Annotated in this window: 26 protein-coding genes; 19 read left to right on the top strand and 7 right to left on the bottom strand. The window is 60.4% G+C overall.

Annotation, left to right across the window (positions count from 1 at the left end):
• Positions 1-56: 56 nt before the first annotated feature.
• Complete coding sequence (locus L904_RS09025) at positions 57-950, bottom strand: LysR family transcriptional regulator (RefSeq protein WP_020810861.1); 894 nt, start codon at positions 948-950, stop codon at positions 57-59.
• A 537-nt stretch (positions 951-1487) separates the two neighbouring features.
• On the opposite strand from L904_RS09025, the gene odc2 reads away from it, so the two are divergent.
• From odc2 to L904_RS08995, 6 genes are all read left to right on the top strand, one after another.
• Complete coding sequence (gene odc2 / locus L904_RS09020; RefSeq protein WP_035261035.1) at positions 1488-2621, top strand: ornithine/lysine decarboxylase; 1134 nt, start codon at positions 1488-1490, stop codon at positions 2619-2621.
• 249 nt (positions 2622-2870) lie between these two features.
• Positions 2871-3440, top strand: coding sequence for a GNAT family N-acetyltransferase (locus L904_RS09015; protein ID WP_020813348.1), 570 nt, complete (start codon positions 2871-2873; stop codon positions 3438-3440).
• A 147-nt stretch (positions 3441-3587) separates the two neighbouring features.
• Positions 3588-3989, top strand: coding sequence for a MarR family winged helix-turn-helix transcriptional regulator (locus L904_RS09010; RefSeq protein WP_020813347.1), 402 nt, complete (start codon positions 3588-3590; stop codon positions 3987-3989).
• 89 nt (positions 3990-4078) lie between these two features.
• A complete protein-coding gene (locus L904_RS09005; RefSeq protein ID WP_003523351.1) occupies positions 4079-5374 on the top strand; it encodes an MFS transporter in 1296 nt (431 codons plus the stop codon).
• Between the two features lie 311 nt (positions 5375-5685).
• The gene (locus tag L904_RS09000; RefSeq protein WP_020813346.1) at positions 5686-6384 is read left to right on the top strand and encodes an OmpW family protein; all 699 of its coding nucleotides are present in this window, start codon (positions 5686-5688) and stop codon (positions 6382-6384) included.
• A gap of 208 nt (positions 6385-6592) precedes the next feature.
• The gene (locus L904_RS08995; RefSeq protein WP_020813345.1) at positions 6593-7036 is read left to right on the top strand and encodes a glyoxalase superfamily protein; all 444 of its coding nucleotides are present in this window, start codon (positions 6593-6595) and stop codon (positions 7034-7036) included.
• Positions 7037-7108: 72 nt separating this feature from the next.
• On the opposite strand, the gene L904_RS08990 is transcribed toward L904_RS08995, so the two are convergent.
• From L904_RS08990 to ugpB, 4 genes are all read right to left on the bottom strand, one after another.
• A complete protein-coding gene (locus tag L904_RS08990; RefSeq protein WP_020813344.1) occupies positions 7109-8170 on the bottom strand; it encodes a sn-glycerol-3-phosphate import ATP-binding protein UgpC in 1062 nt (353 codons plus the stop codon).
• Complete coding sequence (ugpE, locus tag L904_RS08985) at positions 8170-9018, bottom strand: sn-glycerol-3-phosphate ABC transporter permease UgpE (protein WP_020813343.1); 849 nt, start codon at positions 9016-9018, stop codon at positions 8170-8172. Before ugpE ends, L904_RS08990 begins: the two co-directional genes overlap by 1 nt.
• 10 nt (positions 9019-9028) lie before the next feature.
• Complete coding sequence (gene ugpA, locus L904_RS08980) at positions 9029-9910, bottom strand: sn-glycerol-3-phosphate ABC transporter permease UgpA (RefSeq protein WP_003523346.1); 882 nt, start codon at positions 9908-9910, stop codon at positions 9029-9031.
• Between the two features lie 69 nt (positions 9911-9979).
• The gene (gene ugpB, locus L904_RS08975) at positions 9980-11290 is read right to left on the bottom strand and encodes a sn-glycerol-3-phosphate ABC transporter substrate-binding protein UgpB (protein ID WP_035260638.1); all 1311 of its coding nucleotides are present in this window, start codon (positions 11288-11290) and stop codon (positions 9980-9982) included.
• A gap of 338 nt (positions 11291-11628) precedes the next feature.
• Here ugpB and L904_RS08970 point away from each other — a divergent pair, with 338 nt between their 5' ends.
• From L904_RS08970 to L904_RS08960, 3 genes are all read left to right on the top strand, one after another.
• A complete protein-coding gene (locus L904_RS08970; protein WP_162144099.1) occupies positions 11629-12735 on the top strand; it encodes a GTP-binding protein in 1107 nt (368 codons plus the stop codon).
• Entirely contained in the window at positions 12732-13001 is a 270-nt protein-coding gene (locus L904_RS08965) for a hypothetical protein (protein WP_020813339.1), read from the top strand. Before L904_RS08970 ends, L904_RS08965 begins: the two co-directional genes overlap by 4 nt.
• A 96-nt stretch (positions 13002-13097) precedes the next feature.
• Entirely contained in the window at positions 13098-13535 is a 438-nt protein-coding gene (locus L904_RS08960; protein ID WP_031234538.1) for a YqaA family protein, read from the top strand.
• Positions 13536-13727: 192 nt separating this feature from the next.
• Here the strand turns inward: L904_RS08960 and zigA are convergent, their stop codons facing one another.
• Entirely contained in the window at positions 13728-14933 is a 1206-nt protein-coding gene (zigA, locus tag L904_RS08955) for a zinc metallochaperone GTPase ZigA (RefSeq protein WP_020813337.1), read from the bottom strand.
• Between the two features lie 296 nt (positions 14934-15229).
• Between zigA and aztA the strand changes: the two genes are divergently transcribed.
• The 10 genes from aztA (at position 15230) to L904_RS08905 (ending at position 24968) form a co-directional block, all read left to right on the top strand.
• Positions 15230-16057 carry a zinc ABC transporter ATP-binding protein AztA gene (gene aztA / locus L904_RS08950; RefSeq protein WP_020813336.1) on the top strand — a complete coding sequence of 276 codons (828 nt, stop codon included), beginning with the start codon at positions 15230-15232 and terminating at the stop codon, positions 16055-16057.
• Positions 16050-16916, top strand: a complete 867-nt coding sequence (gene aztB / locus L904_RS08945; protein WP_080657678.1) for a zinc ABC transporter permease AztB — start codon at positions 16050-16052, stop codon at positions 16914-16916. Before aztA ends, aztB begins: the two co-directional genes overlap by 8 nt.
• A 28-nt stretch (positions 16917-16944) precedes the next feature.
• Positions 16945-17970, top strand: coding sequence for a zinc ABC transporter substrate-binding protein AztC (gene aztC / locus L904_RS08940; RefSeq protein WP_020813334.1), 1026 nt, complete (start codon positions 16945-16947; stop codon positions 17968-17970).
• Between the two features lie 125 nt (positions 17971-18095).
• Positions 18096-18569, top strand: a complete 474-nt coding sequence (locus L904_RS08935) for a ribonuclease H (protein WP_020813333.1) — start codon at positions 18096-18098, stop codon at positions 18567-18569.
• A 230-nt stretch (positions 18570-18799) separates the two neighbouring features.
• On the top strand, positions 18800-19492 hold the full coding sequence (locus L904_RS08930) for a FadR/GntR family transcriptional regulator (protein WP_031234537.1): 693 nt from the start codon (positions 18800-18802) through the stop codon (positions 19490-19492).
• A complete protein-coding gene (locus L904_RS08925) occupies positions 19489-20661 on the top strand; it encodes a PLP-dependent transferase (RefSeq protein WP_020813331.1) in 1173 nt (390 codons plus the stop codon). Before L904_RS08930 ends, L904_RS08925 begins: the two co-directional genes overlap by 4 nt.
• Before the next feature lie 37 nt (positions 20662-20698).
• Positions 20699-21958: a sugar ABC transporter substrate-binding protein gene (locus L904_RS08920; protein WP_003525092.1), complete on the top strand. Its 1260-nt coding sequence runs from the start codon at positions 20699-20701 to the stop codon at positions 21956-21958.
• Positions 21959-22108: 150 nt separating this feature from the next.
• Positions 22109-23053, top strand: a complete 945-nt coding sequence (locus tag L904_RS08915) for a carbohydrate ABC transporter permease (protein WP_003525091.1) — start codon at positions 22109-22111, stop codon at positions 23051-23053.
• A 3-nt stretch (positions 23054-23056) separates the two neighbouring features.
• Positions 23057-23887 carry a carbohydrate ABC transporter permease gene (locus L904_RS08910; RefSeq protein WP_020813330.1) on the top strand — a complete coding sequence of 277 codons (831 nt, stop codon included), beginning with the start codon at positions 23057-23059 and terminating at the stop codon, positions 23885-23887.
• A 4-nt stretch (positions 23888-23891) separates the two neighbouring features.
• Positions 23892-24968 carry an ABC transporter ATP-binding protein gene (locus L904_RS08905; RefSeq protein ID WP_020813329.1) on the top strand — a complete coding sequence of 359 codons (1077 nt, stop codon included), beginning with the start codon at positions 23892-23894 and terminating at the stop codon, positions 24966-24968.
• Positions 24969-25404: 436 nt separating this feature from the next.
• Here the strand turns inward: L904_RS08905 and L904_RS08900 are convergent.
• The coding region (locus L904_RS08900) for a TOBE domain-containing protein (protein ID WP_156428575.1) at positions 25405-25692 on the bottom strand (288 nt) is incomplete at its 5' end.

The raw sequence follows: 25692 nt of genomic DNA, 5'->3' as shown, positions 1-25692 counted from the left end.
TCTGATTTTCCGCTAACACCGACGCCCGCCAAAAGGCGGGCGTTTCATTTTGTGGCTCACCCGTTCTTCCTGAACCAGGCCGAGAGATAATCCACGAAGCTGCGCACCTTGGCCGGCAGGTAGCGGCGATGCGGATAGACCGCATAGATACCCCTGTCCTTGGAAATAAAATCGTCGAACAGCGTCACCAGCTCGCCGGACTGGATATAGGGTCTGGCGATGAAATCGGGCACCAGCGCAATGCCGAGGCCGGCGCGGGCGGCGCGCAGCGTGGCCTGTGGGCTGTTGACCTCGATCGGTCCGCTGATGGTGACGGAGTTCGAGCCGCCATCCGGCTCGAGATAGCGCACCGTATTGTGAAACCGCGTATTGGTGTCGATGATGAAGGGAACGCGGGAGAAATCCTGCGGTCCGTCGAGCGGCCCATGTTTCGCCACGAAATCCGCCGTCGCCACCGCATAGACCCGGAAATCGGAGAGCTTGCGGGCGATGAGGCCCGAATCCTCCAGCCGGGTTATCCGAACCGCGAGATCGAAACCCTCCTCGATCAGGTCGACGAATCGGTCTTCCGCGACGATTTCCAGCGACAGCTCCGGATTTTCCTTGGCGAAGTCGATCAGGCTCTGGCCGACATCGGCATCGATGAAGGTGCGGGGAACGGAAATCCTGAGCTTGCCCTTCAGATCGGCATTCTTTTCGCGCACCAGATCGGCAAGGTTATCGATCTCCTTCAAAATGTCTGAAGCGGTGCGGTAATAGGTGTGCCCGGCTTCTGTCAGAGAAAACTGCCGGGTGGTGCGGTTGAGGAGCAGTGCGCCGAGATCGTCCTCCAGTTCCCGCACATATTTGGACAGAAGCGCCTTGGAACGCCCCGTCTTGCGCGCAGCGGCGGAAAAACCCTCCGCTTCGACGACATCGATAAAGGCGCGGATGCGGGTGAGCGTGTCCATGAAAATCCTCCAGTTCGTTCCATATAATTGAACGGCGAGGGCAGACTGTTCAACCCTTAATTCATTGCCGAAAAAATCCGCTCTTTGGTGAAAAAATCCTCTTGATTATGACTGCGAATATTCTTATTTCCCGTGCTGCCCAAAGTCGCACGTGCCCATGTGTGTCCGCCGATTCCTCGATGTGGTGAGGATTTAGGTAAGGTACCTGGAACTAACCCCTCCAGTCGCTATTCCGGCCAACCGGAAAATGCGAGGACATACGAAGCAACGACGGTGCGGGCCTTTCTGGTTCTCTGCCGGCTTTCCATCAGCCGGGGTACTAAAGAGGCACACCATCATTGCCTGAAGTGCGGTCGGGTCATTCCCTCCAATCCATGGCAGACAAAGCCGAATGATGCTCTGGCAGGGCATCGTTCACATTCGCGCCTTGAGCGTATGCTATCGATTCTGCGCCTCCACCGGCTGATTCGAATGCATATCTCGAGCGTCCTTTGTCCTTCGGATTTTTCCGAAGCCGGTTTAACAGGGAATACATCGATGACGACTGCACGCATTCTCGACTTCATCAAGACCCGACGTCCCGAAGGCCCTTGCCTCGTGGTTGATCTCGACGTCGTGCGCGACAATTTCAACGCTTTCCGGCATTCCCTGCCGAACAGCGCCATCTATTACGCCGTCAAGGCAAACCCGGCTCCCGAAATCCTGAAGCTGCTCGCTTCGCTCGGCTCCAACTTCGATTGCGCCTCCGTGGCTGAAATCCAGATGGCGCTCGATGCCGGTGCGACGGCTGACCGTATCTCCTTCGGCAACACCATCAAGAAGGAACGCGATGTTGCACGCGCCCATGCGCTCGGCATCGATCTCTTCGCCGTGGACAGCCATGAGGAAGTCGAGAAGGTTGCCCGTGCCGCTCCTGGCGCGCGCGTCTTCTGCCGCGTGCTGACGGATGGCGAAGGTGCCGAATGGCCGCTGTCGCGCAAGTTCGGCTGCGTTCCGCAGATGGCTGTCGACGTTCTGGTCTACGCACATCAGCTCGGTCTCGAGTCCTACGGCGTATCCTTCCATGTCGGTTCGCAGATGATGAATCTCGACGCATGGGATGCGGCGCTGGCCGATGCCAAGCGCGTCTTCGCTTCGCTCGCCAAGCAGGGCATCCACCTGCAGATGGTCAATATGGGCGGTGGTTTCCCGACCAAGTACCTGCGCGACGTTCCGGCTGCCGAAGAATACGGCCAGGCGATCGACACGGCGCTGCGCAAGCACTTCGGCAACCAGATTCCGAAGACGATCATCGAACCGGGCCGTGGCATGGTCGGCAATGCCGGCGTCATCAAGGCGGAAGTCGTTCTCGTGTCGCGCAAATCTGACAATGACAACCACCGCTGGGTGTTCCTCGACATCGGCAAGTTCGGCGGTCTCGCCGAGACGATGGACGAGGCTATCCGTTACCCGATCCGCACGACACGCGATCAGGACGAGATGGAGCCCTGCGTTCTGGCCGGCCCGACCTGCGACAGCGCCGACGTGCTGTATGAAAAGAACATGTATCCGCTGCCGGTCTCGCTGACCATCGGAGACGAAGTTCTGATCGAAGGCACGGGCGCTTACACGACCACCTATTCGGCGGTCGCGTTCAACGGTTTCGAGCCGCTGAAGGCCTACGTTATCTAAAGCATCGAACCGAAAAGCGTTACGCGGTTTTCGGAAAATCCGATGCTCCTTAAAAGTCCGAACGCCGTCCGCTGAGCAGGGCGGCGTCTCGACCAAGCTTCCGTTCCGGCCTTGCCGATTGTGCTGATGCGCAAATCCCTGCTTGCTGCACCTCTTCCAGCCGAGGAAAGCGTGTCGGCGGGCCGGAACGGCTCCACCAATTTTTCATCAAGGGCCGCGTGTGGGCGGTAGTGTGACGGGAGGCCAAGGATGGCCGCTCTTTTGAATTCGGTACGGGCATTTTTCACGCCGCAGACATTTCATGTCGATCAGGAAAATCCGGGCGATGTCGTCGCCCGTGAGAACCTGCTCGACCGCGCCATGGGCGCCGGCCGCCGCCGCAAGTCTTCCGAAAAGCTGCGCGCCGGTCGCATTCCGGCCGAAGGCCTTGCGCTCGTCGCCCGCGATGAGGATGGCCATGTCATCGCCACGGTGCGCCTGTGGAATGTCGAAGCCGGCATTTCGCGCGAAGGCCGCGCCGTCGAAGCGCTGCTGCTTGGCCCGCTGGCCGTCGATGCCGCCCATGAGGGCAAGGGCATCGGCTCGGCGCTGATGCGTGCCGCCATTGCCGAAGCCACCAAGCGCGGCCACGGCGCCGTTCTTCTGGTTGGCGATGCACCTTATTACGAGCGCTTCGGCTTTTTCGCCGACAAGGCCCAGCATCTCATCATGCCCGGCCCGTTCGAGCGCAGCCGTTTCCTGGCGCTGGAACTGAAATCCGGCTGGCTTGAAGGCGCTGCCGGCCTGCTGGTGGCAAGCGGCCGCAGGCTCTCGGCCTGAGACGAGTCTCGCTGCTGATATCAAACCCCGGCCCAAAGCCGGGGTTTATTGTTTCTGCTCTATGGCCATGGGGTCGGCCGTTGCCCGCCGATAATTTCTCCGGGCGCATCTTGCGCGCAGAAATTTACGGGTATATACCCGAGACAAATGCCAAACGATAGTTGCCATTGCATCCTGTTGCGCAAAGCATCCCGCAAGGTTTCGTCCTATTATGACGAGGCCCTGGCGCCGCTTGGCGTGAATATCGGTCAGTTCAGCCTGTTGCGGAATATCAATCGCACCGCGCCGGTCTCGCTGACCGATCTGGCCGCGCGGGTGGAACTGGATCGCTCCACCGTCGGCCGCAACGCCAAGGTGCTGGCTCGCATGGGTCTGGTGGCCATCGGCCACGGCGAGGATCAGCGGGAAGCGATGCTGACCGTGACGAAGGAAGGCCACGCGATCCTGAAAGCTGGCGCGCCGCTCTGGGATGGGGTGCAGGATGAAATCGAGGCCCGGCTTGGGCCTGAGAAGACAGCACAATTGCAGGAACTGCTCGCAGCCCTGTGATTTTTGGAGACATAAGCGGGTATCTGCCCGCAATACAGGGTATATACCCGTAAAATATCGGCCGCGGCCGCTGGAAAGGGAATTTGAACATGCTCTCCACACGCCTCGCCAGCTGGATGGCCGGCAGAAATCTGCATTATGGCTGGCTCGTTGCCGCAACCACCTTTTTGACCATGCTGGCCACCGCCGGTGCCATGGGGTCCGCCGGGGTGATGATCCAGCCGCTACATCAGGAATTCGGCTGGGATATCGCCGATATTTCCTCCGCAATGGCCGTCAGGCTGGTGCTTTTTGGCCTGCTCGGGCCTTTTGCCGCCGCCTTCATGAATCATTTCGGCGTCCGGCAGGTGGTGTCCACTGCGCTTGCCCTGATCATGGGCGGCATTGTCGCCTCCTTCTTCATGACCGAGGTATGGCAATTGCTGCTGCTTTGGGGCGTGGTGATCGGCGTCGGCACCGGCATGACCGCGCTGGTATTGGGCGCCACCGTGGCGACACGCTGGTTTTCCAAGCGTCGCGGACTGGTGATCGGCCTCATGACGGCGAGCAACGCCACCGGCCAGCTTGTTTTCCTGCCGCTGCTGGCGGCGCTGACGGAAGCCTACGGCTGGCGAGCCGCCTTGACCCTTTCCGTTGCGGTGATCGCCACCGCCATGGTCCTCGTCCTGCTTCTGATGCGTGACCATCCTGCCGATGTCGGCCTGCCGGCCTATGGCGAGACGGCGGTGGCGAAGCCGGTCAAGCAGGATCACAATCTTCTCGCCACACTGGTATCGCCGCTGGTGACCCTGAAGAGCGTATCGGGCAACCCGGTGTTCTGGGTGCTTTTCGGCACCTTCTTTGTCTGCGGGCTTTCGACCAATGGTCTCATCCAGACACACTGGATTTCGATCTGCGGCGATTTCGGCATGGCTGCGGTGACGGCGGCAGGCACGCTGGCGGTGATCGGCATTTTCGATTTCTTCGGCACGATCTTCGCCGGGTGGCTTTCCGACCGGTTCGACAATCGCTTCCTGCTGTTCTGGTTCTACGGTCTGCGCGGGCTTTCCCTGCTATATCTCTCATTCTCGGGGTTCAGCTTCGTGGAGCTTTCGGTCTTCGCCGTCTTTTACGGGCTGGACTGGGTGGCGACCGTGCCGCCGACGGTGAAGCTCGCTGCCGAGAATTTCGGCCGCGAAAAGGCCGGTCTCGTTTTCGGCTGGGTGTTTGCCGGCCATCAGCTGGGAGCCGCCACCGCCGCCTTTGGCGCCGGTTTCTTCAAGAGCGACTTCGATACCTATATGCCCGCGCTGCAGATTGCCGGTCTGATGTGCATGATCGCGGCCGTCTCGGTTCTGCTTCTGCGCAAGCCGGGTTCCGCAACCCTGACGCCCCAGGCCGCGTGATAGAGGTGATGCACTGGAAGGAGGCCTGCAAATGCAGGCCTTTTTCGTATTTTTCCGGCGTCTGGCCGGGCGCCTTGTGCATCCGCTTCTCTATCGCTGGATGGCATTTGTTGCGTAATTGTCACAATGCTTGCCGGTTAATCGTTCCGATCCATGATCGGGGTCCCGGTTTGATCCATCTCAATCGGCCCGCCTCTCCCTTCGTCATAGTGGCCCCAAGCGGTTGCGGCAGGCGAAGATTCGCGAAAGCCCGCCGTCATCAGCCGGTTCCGGGGACTTGCCCGGCTGCGGTGCGCTATAGGAGAGATGGAATGACGAACAGAAACAAAAAAACCGCCTTGCTTGCCAGTGTCGCAGTTGGCGTTGCGGCCATGCTGGTATCCGCCAATGCCATGGCTGCCGATCTGGCCCAGGTAGCGCCGGCCCCCACCGCCGAAGAGGCGATTGCGGCGGCAAGCCCGTGGATGCTGCGCGTGCGCGGCCTCGGCGTCATCACCCATGACAGCGGCAGCGTCGACGGTTTGCCGGGAGCGGGCCTGTCCTATTCGGACACCGTGATCCCGGAACTCGACATCAGCTATTTCTTCACCGAAAACTTCGCCGCAGAGCTTATCCTCGGCACCACCTATGCCAAGATCAATGGCGAGGGTTTGCTGGCCGGCACGCCCGTCGGCAAGACGTGGTTGCTGCCGCCGACATTGACGCTGCAATATCACTTCACCGATTTCGGCGCTTTCAAGCCCTATATCGGCGCGGGCGTGAACTATTCGCTGTTCTATAACCAGACGGAAAAGCCCGGTTTCAGCAATCTCGACGTCAAGAACAAGGTCGGTGCAGCCGTGCAGGTCGGTTTCGACTATATGCTGGACGAGCATTGGGGCGTGAACTTCGACGTGAAGAAGATCTTCCTTAAGACCGACTGGACGGCGGAACTCGGCGGCACGCCGATCAGCGGCAAGGCGAAGCTCGATCCCTGGCTGATAGGCGCGGGTATCACCTATCGCTTCTGATCACGGGATCGGCTGAGCGCCGCCTTTGACGGGCGGCGCTTTCTGGGCTATAGGGACGGCCACGGGCAAAGAGCCCCGGCCGTCCGCAGGCGCTTGCGCCCCTGGTGAAGCTCTTTCTTTAATAACGGTCATCCCATGTTTTGCATGTCGTCGATGGCAACGCGGACCCCCTTCGGAATAGTCGGCATGCGCATGTTGGAGAACCGTTATGAACGTGTCCAAACCGCTCCCCGCACTTGAGGGACTGAAAGAACAGGCAAAACGCCTGCGCGCCGCCCTTGAGGATCAGGGGCAGGCAATCACCCATTCGAAAGCGCTGGAACTCATCGCCGCGCAATATGGCTTCCGCGACTGGAACACCCTCCACGCATCGGCCGGCAACCGCCCCGCCTTCAACCCCTATCTTCTGGGTTCAAGGGTGGAAGGTTTTTACCTCGGCCAACCCTTCGTGGCCTCCGTTCTCGGCGTGCAGGCGCTCGGCGGCGATCCCGAACGCTACCGGCTGACCCTGCATCTCGACGATCCGGTGGATGTGGTGAGTTTCGAAAGCTTTTCCGCTTTCCGGCAGCGCGTTCATTGCAATGTTGATACATCCGGCCGCACCGTGGAGAAAACCTCCAACGGTCGGCCGCAGGTAGAGCTGGTGTGGTAACGAGCCGTCGGAGATTCTAGCTATAGTGCGAGCACCCGCCGAGTGGCGGGTGTCCCTTTTTCGTCGGCAGGCTTAGATTCTCTTCCCCGCCGCATCGAACAGGTGAAAATCCTTCGCCTGTGCGGCGATCTTCAGCGTTTCGCCGATGCGAAGCTGAGAGCGGCCGTGGACGCGGAAGACGATTGTTGTGCCGTCGGCGAAGGAGCCGTGCACGTAGCTTTCCGCACCCACCAGTTCCACGGCATCCACCTGCACGGTGCCGGTGAAGGCGGCGTCTGCGGGGGCTTCATCGGCAAGGGTAATGTCTTCGGGGCGGATGCCGAGCGTGGCGACGCCCTGCGGAAGTGCCTCGGTTCCCTGCACCGACCATCCGGAAGTGCCGTTTGCCGATGTCGCGCCATGGCTCAGCAGGTTCATGGAAGGCGAGCCGATGAAGGTGGCGACGAAGGTGGTTGCCGGCTTTTCGTAAAGCTCGATCGGCGTGCCCATCTGCTCGATGCGGCCGGCATTCAGCACCACCAGCCGGTCGGCCAGCGTCATGGCCTCCATCTGGTCATGGGTCACGTAGACGCTGGTGGTGGCGAGCGAGCGTTGCAGGCGGCGGATTTCTACCCGCATCTGCACGCGCAGCTTGGCATCGAGGTTGGAGAGCGGCTCGTCGAACAGGAAGGCCGCGGGCTTGCGCACGATGGCGCGGCCCATGGCCACGCGCTGGCGCTGGCCGCCGGAAAGCTGGCGCGGCTTGCGCTCCAGGAACTGCTCGATCTCCAGCGCCTTGGCCGCCTCGGTGATGCGCCGTTCGATTTCCTCCTTCGGCGTGTTGCGGTTCTTCAGGCCATAGGCAAGGTTCTGGCGCACCGTCATATGCGGATAAAGCGCATAATTCTGGAACACCATGGCGATGTCGCGGTCGGAGGGTTCGAGATCGTTGACGACGCGGTCGCCGATGACGATCTGGCCGCCCGAAATGCCTTCCAGCCCGGCGATCATGCGCAGCAGGGTGGATTTTCCGCAGCCGGAGGGGCCGACCAGCACGATCATTTCGCCGTCGGCGATATCCATCGATACGCCCTTGATGGCCTCGACATTGCCGCCATAAACCTTGCGGACGTCTTTCAGCGCAATTTTTGCCATTACTTTTCGGTCTCCACCAAACCTTTGACGAACCAGCGCTGCATCAGCACCACAACGATAATCGGGGGGATGATGGCGAGTATCGCCGTCACCATCACATAATTCCATGGCGTCGAAGCGTCGGTGAAATCCACCATGCGCTTGAGGCCAATGATGATCGTGTTCATCTTGGCGTCGTTGGTCACGAGCAGCGGCCAGAGATACTGGGTCCAGCCATAGATGAACAGGATCACGAAAAGGGCGGCGATATTGGTTCTCGACAGCGGCAGCAGAATATCCCGCATGAAACGGAACGGCCCTGCATTGTCGATGCGCGCCGCCTCAACCAACTCACCGGGAATGGTCAGGAAGAACTGCCGGAACAGGAAGGTTGCCGTGGCCGAGGCCATCAGCGGCAGCGTCAATCCCGCATAGGTGTCGATAAGCCCAAGATCGACGATGACCTTGTAGGTGGGCAGGATGCGCACTTCTACCGGCAGCATGAGCGTGATGAAGATCATCCAGAAGAAGCCCATGCGGAAGGGAAAGCGGAAGAAGACGATGGCGAAGGCCGAAAGGAACGAAATGACGATCTTGCCGATGGCAATGGCGAGCGCCACGACGAAGCTGTTGAACAGCAGCCGCTCGAGGCTGACGCCCACGACCCTTTCGACACCGCCGACCATGGCCTCGGTGTAATTGGCGCTCAGATGATCGCCGGGCAGGAGCGACATGGGCGGGCGGATGATATCCGTCGACGTCATGGAGGAGGCGACGAAGGTGTAATAGATCGGGAAGGCCACGATGATGATGCCGAGAGCCAGCATCAGATGGGCGATCACGCGGGCGACCGGGCGATTTTCAATCATCAGTAAATCCTCAGCCGTAATGCACGCGCTTCTCGACGAAGCGGAACTGGAAGGCGGTGAGCGCGATGACGATCACCATCAGGATCACGGATTGCGCGGCGGAAGAGCCGAGATTGAGGTTCACGAAACCATCATTATAGACCTTGTAGACCAGCGTTTCCGTCGCCTTGGCCGGGCCGCCGCCGGTGACGGCATGGATGATGCCGAAGGTATCGAAGAAGGCGTAAACCGTGTTGACGACCAGAAGGAAGAAGGTTGTCGGCGCCAGCAGCGGGAAAACGATGGTCCAGAAGCGTCGCGAACCGCGCGCGCCATCAATGGAGGCCGCCTCCAGCAATGATTTAGGAATTGCCTGCAAGCCTGCGACAAAAAACAGGAAATTATAACTGATCTGCTTCCACGCGGCAGCCGCGACGACGAGCAGCATGGCCTGATCGCCGTTGAGCAGCGGGTCCCACATGATGCCGTTGCGGCGCAGAATGTAGGAGAAGGTGCCCATGGCCGGGTTGAACATGAAGAGCCACAACATGCCGGCCACCGCAGGGGCGACGGCATAGGGCATGATCATCATGGTGCGGTAAAAACCCTTGCCGCGCACCACGCGGTCCGCCGCCGTCGCCAGAAGCAGCGCCAGCCCCATGGAGACGAGCGCGGTCAGGATGCTGAAGATGACGGTGACCTGCAGCGAGTTCAGGTAGCTTTCATCCGACAGCACGGCGGAAAAATTCGCCAGCCCGACGAAATTGCTGTTCAGCCCGAAGGCGTCCTCGCGCATGGTCGACTGGTAAAGCGCCTGGCTTGCCGGCCAGAAGAAGAAGATCACCGTGAGGATGATCTGCGGCGCGACCAGCAGATAGGGCAGGATCTTGTTGGGGAATACGACGCTTTGCACGGCGATCTCCTGATGAGATGGGAATGCCGCCCGCACCCTGTTGAGGATGCGGGCGGGGCAGGGGATCTTTTAGTTGCCGGCAGCCTGTTTGATGGCCGCATCGCCGCGCTCGACGATCTTGTCGAGTGCCGCTTTCGCGTCCTGCTTGCCGGCCAGCATCGCCTCGAACTCCTCATTCATGATGTCGCGCACCTGCGGCAGGTTCACGAGACGCACGCCCTTGGAGTTTTCTGTCGGCGGCTTGCCCATCATCTGCAGCAGCGGCGTTTCACGGGCGGGGTTCTTGTCGTAGAAGCCGGATTTCTTGGTTTCCTCATAGGCCGCGATGGTCACGGGCATATAGCCGGAGACCTGATGCAGGCGTGCCTGAATCTTGGTCTGGGAGAGGAAGTGGAAGAATTCGGCCACGCCCTTATATTCGGCGTCGCTCTTGCCGCCGAAGACCCAGAGGCTGGCGCCGCCGGGAATGGTGTTCCGTGGACCATGGCCCTCATAATAGGGAAGCTGGCCGATGCCGTAATTCATGCCGGTCTTGACGATATCGCCAAGGCCGCCGGAGGATTCGGTCAGGATGCCGCATTCGCCGGACATGAACAGCTGCTTGGCCTCCGAGGTGCGGCCGCCATAACGGAAGGTGCCGTCCTTGGCGAGATCGGCAATCGCCTGGAAATGCTCGACGAAGAGCGGTGCATTGACCGCAAGCTTCACGTCCGTGCCGCCAAGGCCGTTTTCATTGCTGCCATAGGAGACGTTGTTCCAGGCAGCGAAGTTTTCGGTCTGAATCCAGGTGAGCCAGGTGGAGGTGAAACCGCATTGGGCCGCACCGCTGGTCTTGATCTTCTTGGCAGCTTCGAAAACTTCCGGCCAGGTCTTCGGCGGGTTGGCGGCGTCGAGGCCGGCCTTCTGGAAGACATCCTTGTTATAATAGAGGATCGGCGAGGACGAATTATAGGGGAAGGACAGCATGGTGCCGTCAGGCTTGGAATAATAGGCCACGATGCCGGCCAGATAGTCGGCCTTGTTGAAGGTATAGCCGCCTTCCTTCAGCACGTCGGCCACCGGCTTGATGGCGCCGGCAGCACCCATCATCACGCCCGAACCGGCGTCGAAGACCTGAATGATCGCCGGCGGCTGTTTGGCGCGGAACGCCGCAATGCCGGCATTTAGGGTTTCCGGATAGGTGCCCTTGAAGACGGGCGTGATCTTGTATTCTTTCTGGCTATCGTTGAATTCTTTGGCAAGCGTATCCACGACCTCGTTATTGGCGCCGGTCATGGCGTGCCACCACTGAATGTCCGTTACTGCATATGCATTCGATGTGACAAAAAACGAAAGCGCGGATGCCGCGGCGAGGCGGTAGCTGAGTTTTTTCAAGGTCATTCCTCCCGTTATGAAAACAGTAAAAGATACAGCCCCTTATTGCAGTCGTTCCTCCTCGATCCGGCTGCGGGCGATCTTTTCTGTACTAGCGATCTGATTAAAAGCGAACTCTAACGAAAATGCAAGAGAACGTGGAACGATTAAAACGAAAGTGAAGGAAACGGATTTATTATTCCATTTCCTGCGTTCCATGGTTTTTTCATGCGCCCGACCGTTAGGGGAATGCCGGCGCGGGATTAGCTCCCGCCGGAAATCCAATAATCGTCATTGATATGTTATTACATTACGTATTATGGTGCGGCGAATTTATGGATGGCGAAGGTGCGGATGTGTTCGGAATGAAGCGGAAAAATGCGGTCGATTCCAGGGACGATTCGGCCGTCGCGCCACCTGTCCGCACGGTGCCGGTTACCCTGCTGACCGGTTTTCTGGGCGCGGGCAAGACGACGTTGCTGAACGCGCTTCTGACTGAGCCGTCCATGCGCGATGCCGCGGTCATCGTCAATGAATTCGGCTCGGTGCCCATCGATCACGGTCTGGTGCGAACGGGTTCTGAACGATATTTCAGAACGACGACGGGCTGCATCTGCTGTACGGCCACCAGCGATATCCGCACCTCGCTTTACGAGCTGCATCAGGCCTTTCTGGAAGGGATGATGCCGGAAGTATCGCGGGTCGTCATCGAAACCACCGGCCTTGCCGATCCCGCGCCGATCATCAACAGCCTGATCGCCGGTGGCACGCCGGCGCTTGGCCTGCGCGATCACATCGTGGCCCGGCATTTCCACCTTTCAGGCGTGGTCACGGCTTTCGACGTTGTCTCCGGTCCGGCGATGCTCGACAGTTTTATCGAAGGCTGGAAACAGCTTGCCTTCGCCGATCATATCGTTCTGACGAAAACCGATCTTGCCGATGCTGCGGCCGTGGACCGCGAAAGCCTCGCGGATCTCAATCCTGCGGCATCGTTTCATGACCGTAATGCCGCCGATTTCGATCTGATGTCGTTGTTTGCAGCGTCGGATTATTCGCTGCGCGGCAAGCCGGAGGATGCGCCGGGGTGGCTTGCGGCCGACAGGCTGAGCCTTCATGCCGCCCACCAGCACGATATCAATCGCCATGGGGTCGGGGTCGAGGCTTTCGATCTCACCTTCGACGGCGCTTTCGATCCGCAGGCGATCGTCACTTTTCTGGAGCTCGTCACCAGCAATGTGCATTCCGGCCTGTTGCGGCTCAAGGGAATTTTCGGCGCGACGGATGACCCGGAGCGGCCGGTTGTCGCCCATGCGGTGCAGCACCGGCTTTATCCATTGACCCGCCTGGAGCGCTGGCCGGATGGCAATCGTTCCACGCGCATCGTGCTGATCGGCATGGATATGCCGCAGCAGCCGATCCGCGCTCTCTTCGATACGTTGGCCTCGCGGGCGGGGCGAAAGGGCAGGGCATGAACAATCCGCTTGCGCGTAGCGGCTCGGCAATCGTCTCGCAGGCCCGTCTTCTGAAGCAATGGTCCCGCGATCTGCTGCATCTCTACCCCGAAGACATTATCACCGTCAGCGAGCTTTCCTGCTCCCTGCCGGATTGCCCACCACGCGAAACGGTGATCGTCATCCTGTCGGCTTCCGGTGCCAGCCGGCAACTATCCATCCACAAGGCGCTTCTCGCGGTGGATCATGACGATATCGTGCGCGCCATCGCCGCGAATTCGGCTTGAGAACCCGTCTTCAGGCTCAGGATGCGCTTGACCGCCGCCGCCCTCATCCGCCACTTCAGGGGCAGCGCGGGATTCGCGGATGATGAAGGGCGGGCAATGGCCGATCTGGCGGTATATGCGGGTTTGTTCCTGACGGCGTTTATCGCGGCGACCATTCTGCCCATGCAGTCGGAGGCCGCACTGGCCGGCCTCATCGTTTTGAAATCGCAGCCCGTCTGGCTGCTGGTCGTCGTGGCCAGCGCCGGCAATGTCGCCGGCTCCTTTGCGAACTGGCTGCTCGGCCGAGGCATCGAGCGCTTTCGGCATGAACGCTGGTTTCCGGTCGGTGAGGCGGCGCTGGAGCGCGCCCAGAACTGGTATCGTCGTTATGGCAAATGGTCACTGCTCATCAGCTGGGCGCCGCTGATCGGCGATCCGCTGACGGTCGCCGCCGGCATCATGAAGGAACCGCTGCCGGTCTTCCTGCTGCTGGTCACCATCGCCAAGGTCGGGCGTTATCTCGTTCTGGCGCTGGTGACGCTGAATTTTCTGTAGTGTTTCGCAAGAAACGCTGCGGCCTGTTTCTTCTCTCCGCCGGGGAGAAGGTGGCCCGAAGGGTCGGATGAGGGGGCAACGCTGCCGTAACTCACTGCCCTTGCCCCCTCATCCCGCTGCCGCGACCTTCTCCCCGGCGGGGAGAAGGCGAAAGACGCAACCACTCGGCTGAAATGCGGGCGGTGGAGACAATCAAGCCGCCTGCCGGTCCCAGCTTGCGAAAGGATCGGGTAGATGCCGCCATGCATCCGGTGTGAATGCCTCGGTATCGATCAGGCAGGCATCGAGCTGCGCGCGGATGCGCGCCTCGTTCATCGGGTCGGAGCCGATGAAGACGATTTCCTGTCGGCGGTCGCCGAAGACCGGATCGAGATAGGGCTTCATCATATCGAGGAACTGCTTTTCGCGCGGCCATTGCTCCTTCGGCACGGCGGACCACCACAGGCCCATCTTGCCGGTACGCACCAACGCGCCGGCCTGGCTGATCTCACCGACATAACGCGGACGCGTCGCCAGCCAGAAGAAGCCCTTGGCGCGCACCACGCCGGGCCAGGCGCGGTCGATGAAACGCTGGAACAGCACGGGGTCGAAGGGTTTCTGGGCGCGGTAAACGAAGGAGCGGATGCCATATTCCTCGGTTTCGGGAATGTGGTCCTTGAAGCCGTGCAATTCCTTGAACCACAGAGGGTGTTCTTCGGCCCTGGCGAAATCGAAACGCCCCGTGCCCAGAACCTCCTTCAGCACCACTTTGCCGAAATCGGCTTCAATCAATTTCGCATCCGGGTTCAGCCCGACAATGATTTTGCGGGCGGCGTCTCGCTGTTCCGGTGTGGCAGTCCCGATCTTGTTGAGAACGACGACATCGGCGAATTCGATCTGCTCCACCAGAAGGTCGACGATGGTGCGGTTGTCGCCATCGCCCGCCGTTTCGCCCCGGTCGGCGAGAAAATCGGACGAGCCGTAATCGTTGAGAAGATTGGCGGCATCCACCACCGTCACCATGGTGTCGAGACGCGCAACATCGGAAAGGCTGCGGCCGTTTTCATCGCGAAAATCGAAGGTCGCGGCCACCGGAAGCGGCTCGGCGATGCCGGTGGATTCGATCAGAAGGTAATCGAAACGGCCCTGTTCGGCCAGCGCCCGCACCTCCGTCAGGAGGTCGTCGCGCAGCGTGCAACAGATGCAGCCATTGGTCATTTCCACCAATTGCTCTTCCGTGCGGGAGAGATTGGCGCCGCCATCGCGCACCAGTGCGGCGTCGATATTGATCTCGCTCATGTCATTGACGATCAACGCCACGCGCAGACCATCGCGATTGGCGAGAATATGGTTGAGAAGCGTCGTTTTGCCGGCGCCGAGAAAGCCGGAAAGCACGGTGACGGGAAGTTTTTGCGACATATGGACCTCGTTCTTTGGCAACGCTCGCGTGGACCTCATGGCGACCACGCGCACGATCTGGAAACGACGGGTTCGGTGCTGCCCCGTCTTTGTTTTGTAACGTAATAACATTACATGTTGACCGCCTGTCAACGGGCGACAGAAAAAAAGCGTCCCCGCAATGCGGAGCTGCGGCTTATGCGAAGCGCAACGTATCTTTCCGATAGTTAATGTTATTTCATTACATATTCGTTTGACGAATGTAATAACATTACATATCAAGGGCCATCGAATGACATCCTGCCCCGGAGGGATCGATGAGCGATCCGTGCCTCGCCTTCAAAAATCTGACGCTTGGATATGCCGGCCGCGCGGCCGTGCATCATCTGAATGGCGATATCGCCAAAGGCTCGCTCACTGCGGTGGTCGGCGCCAATGGCTCGGGAAAATCCACGCTGATGAAAGGCATTGCCGGCATTTTGAAGCCGCTCGGCGGCGAATGCCGGGTAAGCCCAAATCTGTCCGTCGCTTATCTGCCGCAGCAATCGGAACTCGACCGCTCTTTTCCGGCGCAAGTGCGGGATCTGGTGGCGCTTGGTCTCTGGCCGAAACGCGGCCTGCTTGGCCGCCACCGTCCCGAAGACCGGGCGGCGATGGGCCGCGTGATGGAGGCGGTCGGGCTTTCCGGTTTCGAAAAGCGCAATATCGACTCGCTCTCCGGCGGCCAGATGCAGCGCGCCCTGTTTGCCCGCGCCATGTTGCAGGATGCGCAACTGATCCTGCTCGACGAACCCTTCAACGCCGTCGACGAGCGCACCGTTTCCGACCTTATGGTCCTCATCAAATCATGGGTGGCGGAGGGGCGCACGGTTCTGGCCGTCCTTCATGATTTCCAGCTCGTGCGGCAGCATTTTCCGGAGACCCTGTTCCTTGCCCGAAAGCTTGTCGGGCTGGGTCCGACGGCCGAGGTCCTGCAGGCGGAGAACATCCGGCAGGCGCGGCATTTCCACGAGGCGTGGGAGGAGAATGCGCCCTGGTGCGAGCCGGCCGAGGCGCCTTCGCTGCAGATCGTCGGGGCAAGTCCGCAGGCTGCATCCGCCCATTCCCATGCCCACTCCCACGCGAATTCGAATGTCCATGGCTGATATCTTCATCCAACCCTTCGTCCAATATGTCTTCATGCAGCGCGCGCTTGCCGGTGCGCTGATCCTTGCCATCAGCTGCGGCCCGGTCGGTGTGTTTCTGATGCTGCGCCGCATGAGCCTGACGGGCGACGCCATGTCTCACGCCATCCTGCCGGGAGCGGCGATCGGGTTTCTGTTCTACGGGCTGGAAATCCTGCCCATGACCATCGGCGGGCTGGCCGTCGGCCTTCTGGTCGCGCTGGGTGCCGGTGCTGTGTCACGCTTCACCATCCAGAAGGAAGACGCCTCGCTTGCCGCTTTTTATCTCATCTCGCTGGCGCTCGGTGTGCTGCTCGTCTCATGGCGCGGTTCCAGCGTCGATCTGATGCATGTGCTGTTCGGCACCGTGCTGGCGCTGAACAATGAGGCGCTTGGCCTGATCGGCGGCATCTGCATCGTGACGTTGGTGGTGATGATAACCGTCTGGCGGGCGCTGCTGGCGGAATGCCTCGATCCCCTGTTTTTGCGCTCGGTCAGCAACTGGGGCAGCCCGGTGCATTTCCTCTTCCTTGCCATCGTCGTGCTCAATCTGGTCGGCGGCTTTCAGGCGCTGGGAACACTGCTTTCCGTCGGGCTGATGATGTTGCCCGCCGCCGCCAGCCGCTTCTGGTCCAACCGTGTCGCGCCCATGTGCTTCATTTCCATCGGCATCGGCATGGTGTCCTGCTTTGCCGGTCTGCTTTTGTCCTATCACGCGTCGCTGCCATCCGGCCCGGCGATCATCCTTTCCGCGGGCGTCATCTATGCGCTCTCCATCCTCATCGGCACGCGCGGCGTGCTCAGCGATCTTCTCGGTTCCGGCCGTCACAGGACGGCCTGAAAACAGCGTTCGAAAAAGGAGAACCTTCATGTTCAAAACCTTCCGTCTGGCCACCTGCGCCAGCCTTCTTTCCCTCTCCCCGGTTCTGATGGCGCAGGCCTCCGCCGCCGAACTCAAGGTCGTTGCCAGTTTCTCGATCATCGCCGATTTCGCGAAGAACGTCGGCGGCGACCGCGTCGAAATCACCACGCTGGTCGGGCCGGATGGCGACGCCCATGTCTATGAACCCCGCCCGGCCGATGCCGTCGCCGTCAGCAAGGCGGATGTGGTGCTGGTCAACGGTCTGGAATTCGAAGGCTTCCTGAAGCGGCTGATCGACACCAGCGGCACCAAGGCGCCGGTGGTGGAACTGACCAAGGGCGTGGAGCCGCTCAAGCTTTCCGAAGAGCCGGCAGGTCACGCCCATCCGGAAGCCGAGGAAGAGGAAGGTCACGACCACAAGGCAGAGGAAGCCGGCCACAGCCATGAGACCGCCGAGGCCCATGATCACGACCACGGACATGAAGGACATCACCATCACGGCGAGTTCGACCCGCATGCCTGGCAGTCGATCAAGAACGCCGAAATCTACGTGAAGAATATTGCCGGCGCCTTTTGCGAGGTCGACAAGGCCGGTTGCGCGACCTACACCGCCAATTCGGATGCCTATATCGCCAAGCTTGCCGCTCTGAACGAGAAGGTGAAGACCGAGATCGCCGCCATCCCGCCGGAAAAGCGCGTCATCATCACCTCGCATGACGCCTTCGGTTATTTCGAGCATGCCTATGGCTTGAATTTCCTCGCACCTGAAGGCGTTTCGACGGAATCCGAAGCCTCGGCCGCCGATGTCGCCAAGCTGGTGGATCAGGTGAAGCACGACAAGGCCTCGGCGATCTTCGTCGAAAACATCACCGACAAGCGGCTGATCGACCAGATCGCCAGCGAAACCGGCCTGAAGGTTGGCGGCACGCTCTATTCCGACGCGCTTTCGACCGCTGACGGCCCGGCTGCAACCTATATCGACATGATCAACCACAATATCGAGACGATCACGGCGGCCGTGCTCGGCCAGTAAGTTCGACCATATCGCTGTGAGTTCGGGGAGGGTGGCTTGTGCCGCCCTCTCTGCTTTTGTGTTTATGCAACGGCCCTGGAACTCTTCCTTTAGCGATTTCCATATTGGTGCTACAAAGCCTCCTCATGTCCGATGCGCTTCACATCTTCACCGACGGCTCCTTCGACGATGCTTCCAGCTCCGGAGGATGGGCGTTCGTGGTTCATGAAGCGGGCCACCAAGTCCATTCCGCTTCAGGCAGGACTGTCGGCACATCGAACAATACGTTCGAGGTCCTCGCCGTTCTCAACGCACTATCCTGGATCGCCGTCGAGGCGCCAACACGGGCAGTCACACTCTGGACGGATGCCGTTCATGTCATCGAAGGCTGCCGCCGATATAGGGCGATCTGGCGCAACAACGGCTGGAAGCGGATCACGCCCAACCAGCGCAGCCGCCGAAGACCGATCCCCGACAGGGACATCTGGCAGCAGCTCGACAGCCTGCTGGAGCGGCATCCCCATGTGGTTATAGAATGGTGCAAAGGGCATTCCGGCACTGTCGGCAACGAGCATGCCGATGCATTGGCGCGTGGAGTGGCCCGCGCGACGGCGATTTAGCCGACGGCCGTCAGTCGCCGTGATTCGGCGCATGAATCTCTTCACTTAAGCCATCTCCCGTCTCGACCTTTTTCCGTATCGAGCGGTTGCGCCGGTACTCTTTCGCGACTCCAACCGAATGGTGTGCACGCCCGGCCGCCTTGCCGGTTGACAATCGACATGCTGTTTGAAATGGTAAGATGTCAGACCAATTTAGAGGGTGCGTCTTGGACAGGTCCAGCCGGGAACTCATGCAGCCAATTCCGCCGAGCGACCGCGTGCGCCAGGTGGAAGCCGCGCTTTCCGACTATGTGGAGCGGGCAGGGCTGAGGGCGGGAGACCGGCTGCCGGCGGAGCGGGAACTGATGGCAGCGCTCGGCGTCGGCCGCTCCACCATCCGTGAAGTCATTCGCAAGTTTCAGGCGCTGGGCGTTATCGACAGCCGCAAAGGCAGCGGCAATTATTTGCTGAAGCCGATTTCCGCCGCCACCGTGCATATGCCGATTTCCATCGATGCCGAAAGCCTGCGCGATGCGCTGCTGATGACGCTGGAGGTACGGCGTGGCATCGAGGTGGAGGCCTCCATGGCCGCCGCGCGACGCCGCACGCCAGAGGATATCGCCACGATGGAAGCGCGTCTCGATGAGATGGAGCGGGTGCATCTGGCCGAGGGAACCTCCGGCAAGGCCGATCTCGCCTTCCATCTTTCGATTTACGACGCCACCCACAATACGCTGTTCAAGCAGCTTCTGGAGCAGATGCGCGAAGGCTTCGAACGCTTCTGGTCGAAACCCTTCGACCGCCCGGATTTCGCCGGCCGCTCCTTCCCCTTTCACCGCACGCTGTTCAACGCCATCGCCGCCGGCGATGCAGCCGGTGCGCGTGAAGAAACACTGAAAATCCTCGCTGTCGTCGAGGAGGATATCAAGGACATGTCGAAATGAACCAAGGCAACGATCTCTTCGATCCCGCCTCTTTGATCGTCGCTCATGATGAGGTCCACGCCTTCGAGGCCGTGGTGCCGCCCATCGTGCAGACCTCGCTTTTCACCTTTTCCAGCTATGACGAAATGGTCTCCACCTATCGCGGCGAAAAGGTGCGGCCGGTCTATACGCGCGGGCTTAACCCCACCGTGCGGCTGTTTGAGGAGATGCTGGCGAAGCTCGAAGGGGCCGAAGATGCGCTCGGTTTTGCAAGCGGCATGTCGGCCATTTCCTCCACCGTGCTCTCCTTCGTTTCGCCGGGCGACCGGATCGTCGCCGTGCGCCATGTCTATCCCGATGCATTCCGCCTGTTCGGCACCTTCATGCAGCGCATGAATATCGAGGTGGTCTATGTCGACGGTCGCGACGAGGCGGCGGTTGAAAAGGCGATGCCGGGTGCGAAGCTGTTCTACATGGAAAGCCCGACGAGCTGGGTGATGGAGGCCCATGATGTCGGCGCGCTGGCGGCCATTGCCAAGCGGCACGGCGCCGTCACCGTCATCGACAATTCCTGGGCAAGCCCGGTCTTCCAGCAGCCGATCTCGCTCGGCGTCGATCTCGTCGTGCATTCCGCCTCGAAATATCTGGGCGGCCATAGCGACGTGGTCTCCGGCGTGGTGGCCGGTTCGAAGGCGATGATCGACCGCATCCGGGCGGAAACCTATCCTTATCTCGGTGGCAAGATGTCGCCTTTCGATGCCTGGCTGCTCATTCGCGGGCTTCGCACCCTGCCGCTGCGCATGAAGGCGCATCAGGCATCGGCGCTTGAGATCGCAACCCGCCTGCAGGCGCTGGATGTGGTGGAGAAGGTCTGCCATCCGGGGCTGGCGAACCGCCTGCCGCCGGGTCTCAACGGCACGTCGGGCCTGTTTTCCTTCATCTTCAAGGAAGGGGTGGATGTGCGCGCTTTTGCCGACCGCCTCAAGCTTTTCAAACTGGGTGTTTCCTGGGGCGGGCATGAAAGCCTGATCGTTCCGGGGGAAGTGGTGCTCGAACAGAAGGCGCAGCCAAACTCCGCCCACACCTTCGGCATCAGCGCGCGTTCGGTGCGCCTGCATGTCGGGCTGGAGGGCACGGAAGCGCTCTGGAACGATCTCGAACCCGCGATCAAGGCGGCCTCCGCCGCTTGACGCGTTTTTAAACTGACGACAAAAAGGGGAGAACGACATGAAAAAACTGGTAACAGCAGCAATCTTCACCGCCCTGATGACCGGAACGGCGCTGGCGGACACGACTTTGAAGCTGGTGGAAGTCATCACCAGCCCGGAACGCACCGAAACGCTGAAGGGCATCGTTTCGAAATTCGAGGCCGCCAATCCCGGCACCAAGGTGGAAATCATCTCCCTGCCGTGGAGCGAAGCCTTCCAGAAATTCGCCACCATGGTCTCGGCTGGCGATGTGCCTGACGTGATGGAAATGCCCGACACATGGCTATCGCTCTATGCCAATAACGGCATGCTCGAAAGCCTTGAGCCCTATCTCGCCAAATGGGAGCACACTGCGGGCCTCAGCGACCGCACGCTGGAACTCGGCCGCGACGTGAAGGACACGGCCTATATGCTGCCCTACGGCTTCTATCTCCGCGCCATGTTCTACAACAAGAAACTGCTGGAACAGGCAGGCGTGAAGGAGCCGCCGAAGACGCTCGACGAATTCGCCGACGCCTCGAAGAAGGTCGCGGCCCTTCCCGGCAAATATGGCTATTGCCTGCGCGGCGGCCCGGGTGGCCTCAATGGCTGGGTCATGTTCGGCGCTTCCATGGCCGGCTCGAACGAGTTCTTCACCAAGGAAGGCACCTCCACCTTCGACAGCCCCGGCTGGGTGAAGGGCCTGACCTATGTGGTCGATCTCTACAAGAACGGCCTGGCGCCGAAGGACAGCGTCAACTGGGGCTTCAATGAGATCGTCGCCGGCTTTTATTCCGGCACCTGCGCCTTCCTCGATCAGGATCCGGACGCCCTTATCGCCATTGCCCAGCGCATGAAGCCGGAAGATTTCGGCGTCATGACCATGCCCAAGGGCCCCGACGGCAAGACCTTCCCGACGATCGGTTTCGCCGGCTGGTCGATGATGTCGAAATCCGAAAACAAGGACCTTTCCTGGAAGCTGATCGAGACGCTCGAAGGGCCGGAAGGCAATATCGAGTGGAACAAGAAGACCGGCGCGCTGCCGGTGCACAAGTCGGCGGAGAAGGACCCCTTCTATGCCAGCGAGCAGTTCAAGGGCTGGTTCGACGAACTGGCCGACAAGAACGCCGTGCCGACGACGATGCCGACCTATCTTGAGGAATTCGCCTTCTTCAAGGATTCGCTTGTGATCAAGACATCGCAGGAAGCGCTGCTCGGCGATATCACGCCGGAAGACCTTGCCAAGCAATGGGCTGATTACATGACCAAGGCGCAGCAGAAGTTCCTGGCCTCGAAGTAACGACATTGACCGGCCGTGCGGGCGCAAATGCCCGTGCGGCGGGTCTTGCCGGCCTTCGCTGCGACAGGCCTTTTCATAGAAATTTTTCGGATCGGTGAGCCGAAAGGCTGGAAAACCCGTCCGTTCGTCGTCCGATCAGGGAGCGATACAATGTCCTATGCCCATGGCGCCGGGCCGGTGGCCGCGCGCAAACCGGCTGGCAAGCCCGCGATGCGGCGGTTTGCCGATTGGGCCGAACCGTGGCTTTACAGCGCCCCGGTCCTCGTGCTCATCGTCGCCGTCATGCTGGTGCCGCTGGTGCTTGGCCTCTCCTATGCCTTTCGCGATGTGCAGCTGCTCAATCCGTTTTCCGGCGGTTTCGTTGGCCTCAAACATCTGGAGGCTCTGTCTCAGGATGCGGCTTTTTACCGGGCGCTGAAAAATACGCTGTGGTGGACCGGCGCTTCGGTTTTCCTGCAATTCTTCTTCGGCCTCATTCTGGCGCTGCTGCTCGATAAACCCTTTGCGGGCAGGGGGCTGGCGCAGGCACTGGTGTTCCTGCCATGGGCCGTGCCGACCTTCCTTGCCGGTCTCAACTGGGCATGGTTGTTCAATCCGGTCATCGGGCCGCTGCCGCACTGGATGGTCTCGCTCGGGCTGTTATCCGCACCCAACAATATTCTCGCCGATCCGCAGCTTGCCATGTGGGGGCCGATCATCGCCAATGTCTGGTGGGGCATTCCATTCTTCGCCATCACCTTGCTTGCCGCACTTCAGGCCATCCCGCGCGATCTTTATGAGGCGGCGGAAATTGACGGGGCAAACCCGCTGCAGCGTTTCACCTCCATCACCCTGCCGTTTCTGGCGCCCACCATCGCCATCACCATCCTGCTGCGCACCGTCTGGATCGCCAATTTCGCCGATCTCATCATCGTCATGACCAATGGCGGACCGGCCGACCGCACGCAGATCGTCGCCAGCTACATCTTCACCCAGGCCTTCCGGCGTCTGGATTTCGGTTATGCCTCGGCCATTGCGCTGGTGTTGCTGGTGCTGCTGCTTGCCTATTCCATGCTGATCGTGCTGCTGCGCCAGCGCCTGATCGAGAAGGACTGACCGATGACCTCAAGGATATTTCTCACCCTTGCCCATCGTCTAGCGATCCTTGCCTATATCGCCTTTGCACTGTTCCCACTGTTCTGGCTGCTCAAGGTGTCCGTCACGCCGAATGATCTGCTCTATAGCGAAGGAGTGAGGATGTGGCCATCGCGGGCGACCTGGGATCATTATCGTTTCGTCATAGAAAACAGTGCCTTCCCGACGTTTTTTAAGAACAGCGTCATCGTCGCGGGTTCCACGGCACTTGCCGTGACGATACTCTCCTCGCTCTCGGGTTACGCGCTGTCGCGTTTTCGTTTCAAGGGCAAATACTGGATCGTCGCGCTAATGTTGATCACCCAGATGTTTCCGCTGGTCATGCTGGTCGCGCCGATCTTCAAGATGCTGTCGCCGCTCGGGCTTACCAACAGTCTGACCGGCCTCGTCATCGTCTACACCGCCTTCAACGTGCCTTTCGCCACCTTCCTGATGCAGTCCTTTTTCGATGGTATTCCGAAGGATCTGGAAGAGGCGGCGATGATCGACGGGGCGAGCCGGTTTACGTCCTTCCGCCAGATCATTCTGCCGCTGACGCTTCCGGGCATTGCCGCGACGCTCGGCTTCGTCTTCACCGCCGCGTGGAGCGAGCTTCTGTTTGCGCTGATGCTGATTTCCGGCAACCAGAGCGCCACGTTCCCGGTTGGCCTTCTGACCTTCGTTTCGAAATTCTCCGTCGATTTCGGGCAGATGATGGCGGCGGGCGTTCTGGCGCTCATTCCGGCCTGTCTCTTCTTCCTGCTCATTCAACGTTATCTCGTGCAGGGCCTGACGGCCGGTGCGGTGAAAGGATAATCCCATGGCTTCCATTGAGCTGAAGAATGTCGGCAAGACCTATGGCGACCTCGCTGTGCTGCATGGCGTCGATCTTGATATCAGGGATGGTGAGTTCATCGTCCTCGTCGGTCCCTCCGGCTGCGGAAAATCGACGCTGCTGCGCATGATCGCCGGCCTTGAAGAGATAACGTCCGGCGACCTGTCCATCGACGGTGAACGCGTCAATGATCGCCGGCCGAAGGATCGGGATATCGCCATGGTCTTCCAGTCCTATGCGCTCTATCCGCATATGAGCGTTGCCGACAATATGAGCTATAGCCTGCGCCTGCGCCGCCGCCCGAAAGAAACCATCGCTGCGGCGGTGGCCGGTGCTTCCGCGAAACTCGGCCTCGATCCCTATCTCGCCCGCCGCCCGAAGGCGCTCTCCGGCGGCCAGCGCCAGCGCGTCGCCATGGGCCGCGCCATCGTGCGTCAGCCAAAAGCCTTCCTGTTTGACGAGCCGCTGTCCAACCTCGATGCCCGGCTGCGCGAGCAGATGCGGGCCGAGATCAAGCGCATGCATGCCGATCTTGGCGCAACCTCGGTCTACGTCACCCATGACCAGATCGAGGCGATGACGCTTGCCTCACGGATCGTCGCCATGAATGCCGGCCATGTGCAGCAGATCGGCGCACCGCTCGATCTTTACGACCGCCCCGCCAATCTTTTCGTCGCCGGCTTCATCGGTTCGCCGGGCATGAATTTTCTCGAAGGCCGGATCGGACGGGAGAATGGCGGCAGTTTCGTCGTGCTGGGTGACGGCACGCGTCTGGCGCTTGGCCGGGAAGTGGATCTCGCCGATGGCGAGTCGGTCACGCTCGGTATCCGCCCGGAACATGTGACTGTAGCGCCGGCTGAAGGCGGTGTGGAAGCGACGGTCGATCTGGTCGAGCCGACCGGCCTCGGCGTCATCCTGCACCTCACCGTGCATGGATTGCCGTTCAAGCTGTTTTCGTCAGACCGGGCATTGTTGCAGCCGGGTAAATCCCTGCGGGTCGGTTTCCCGCAGGAAAGGCTGCATGTCTTCGACAGGAGTGGCGTGAGGGTCGGCGAGGCGTGAGGCTTCATATAGTACTCGGCGGGAGGGTTTCCTGTGCCGTTGTATGCCTCCTCCGTCATTTTGGCTAAAGCCGGAAGGACGGAGAGCTGGAGACGTTGAGAACCTTCGCAAACGCGCCAACCGTGGCATCAGATTGCCCTTCTGTCGTCTATTGTGGAGGCTTCGGCTGGATGGGAGTTTTCACAAGATTTTTCGTTCACAGCGGACCCGCAGGCGCGTGGGGCTTACCCCCTCTGCCCTGCCGGGCATCTCCCCCTCAAGGGGGGAGATCGATCTGCGGCAAAGTCTCGCACATCTCCAAGCTTGCGAGTGAAGCGATGAAAGAGCCTCTTGCCGATCTCCCCCCTTGAGGGGGAGATGCCCGGCAGGGCAGAGGGGGGTAAGCCCACGCGCCTGCGGGTCCGCTGTGAATGAAAAATCCTGTGAAAGCCAGCACCTAGATCGCCACACCCTTTTCTTCGAACCTGTGGATCTTTGTCTCATCGGGCGTAATGAAGACGGTATCGCCGTGTTTGCATTCGAACTCACCGTCAGTGCGGGCAGTGATCGGCCCGATACCGTCGACCTCGAGATGCAGAAAGGTATCCGATCCGAGATGTTCGGCCACCGTCACCTTGCCCTGCCAGAGCCCACTTTCCTTCGACAGCACCAGATGCTCGGGCCGCACACCGGCGGTGGTCGCTCCCTTTTGGCGAGCGTAATCGCCGGTCACCAGGTTCATGCG

It is taken from the genome of Agrobacterium sp. LY4, assembly GCF_001526585.1.
Classification (GTDB): Bacteria; Pseudomonadota; Alphaproteobacteria; order Rhizobiales; family Rhizobiaceae; genus Agrobacterium; species Agrobacterium leguminum.
Note: the sequence above shows the minus strand (reverse complement) of the source record. Positions and strands in the feature narration are given on the sequence as shown.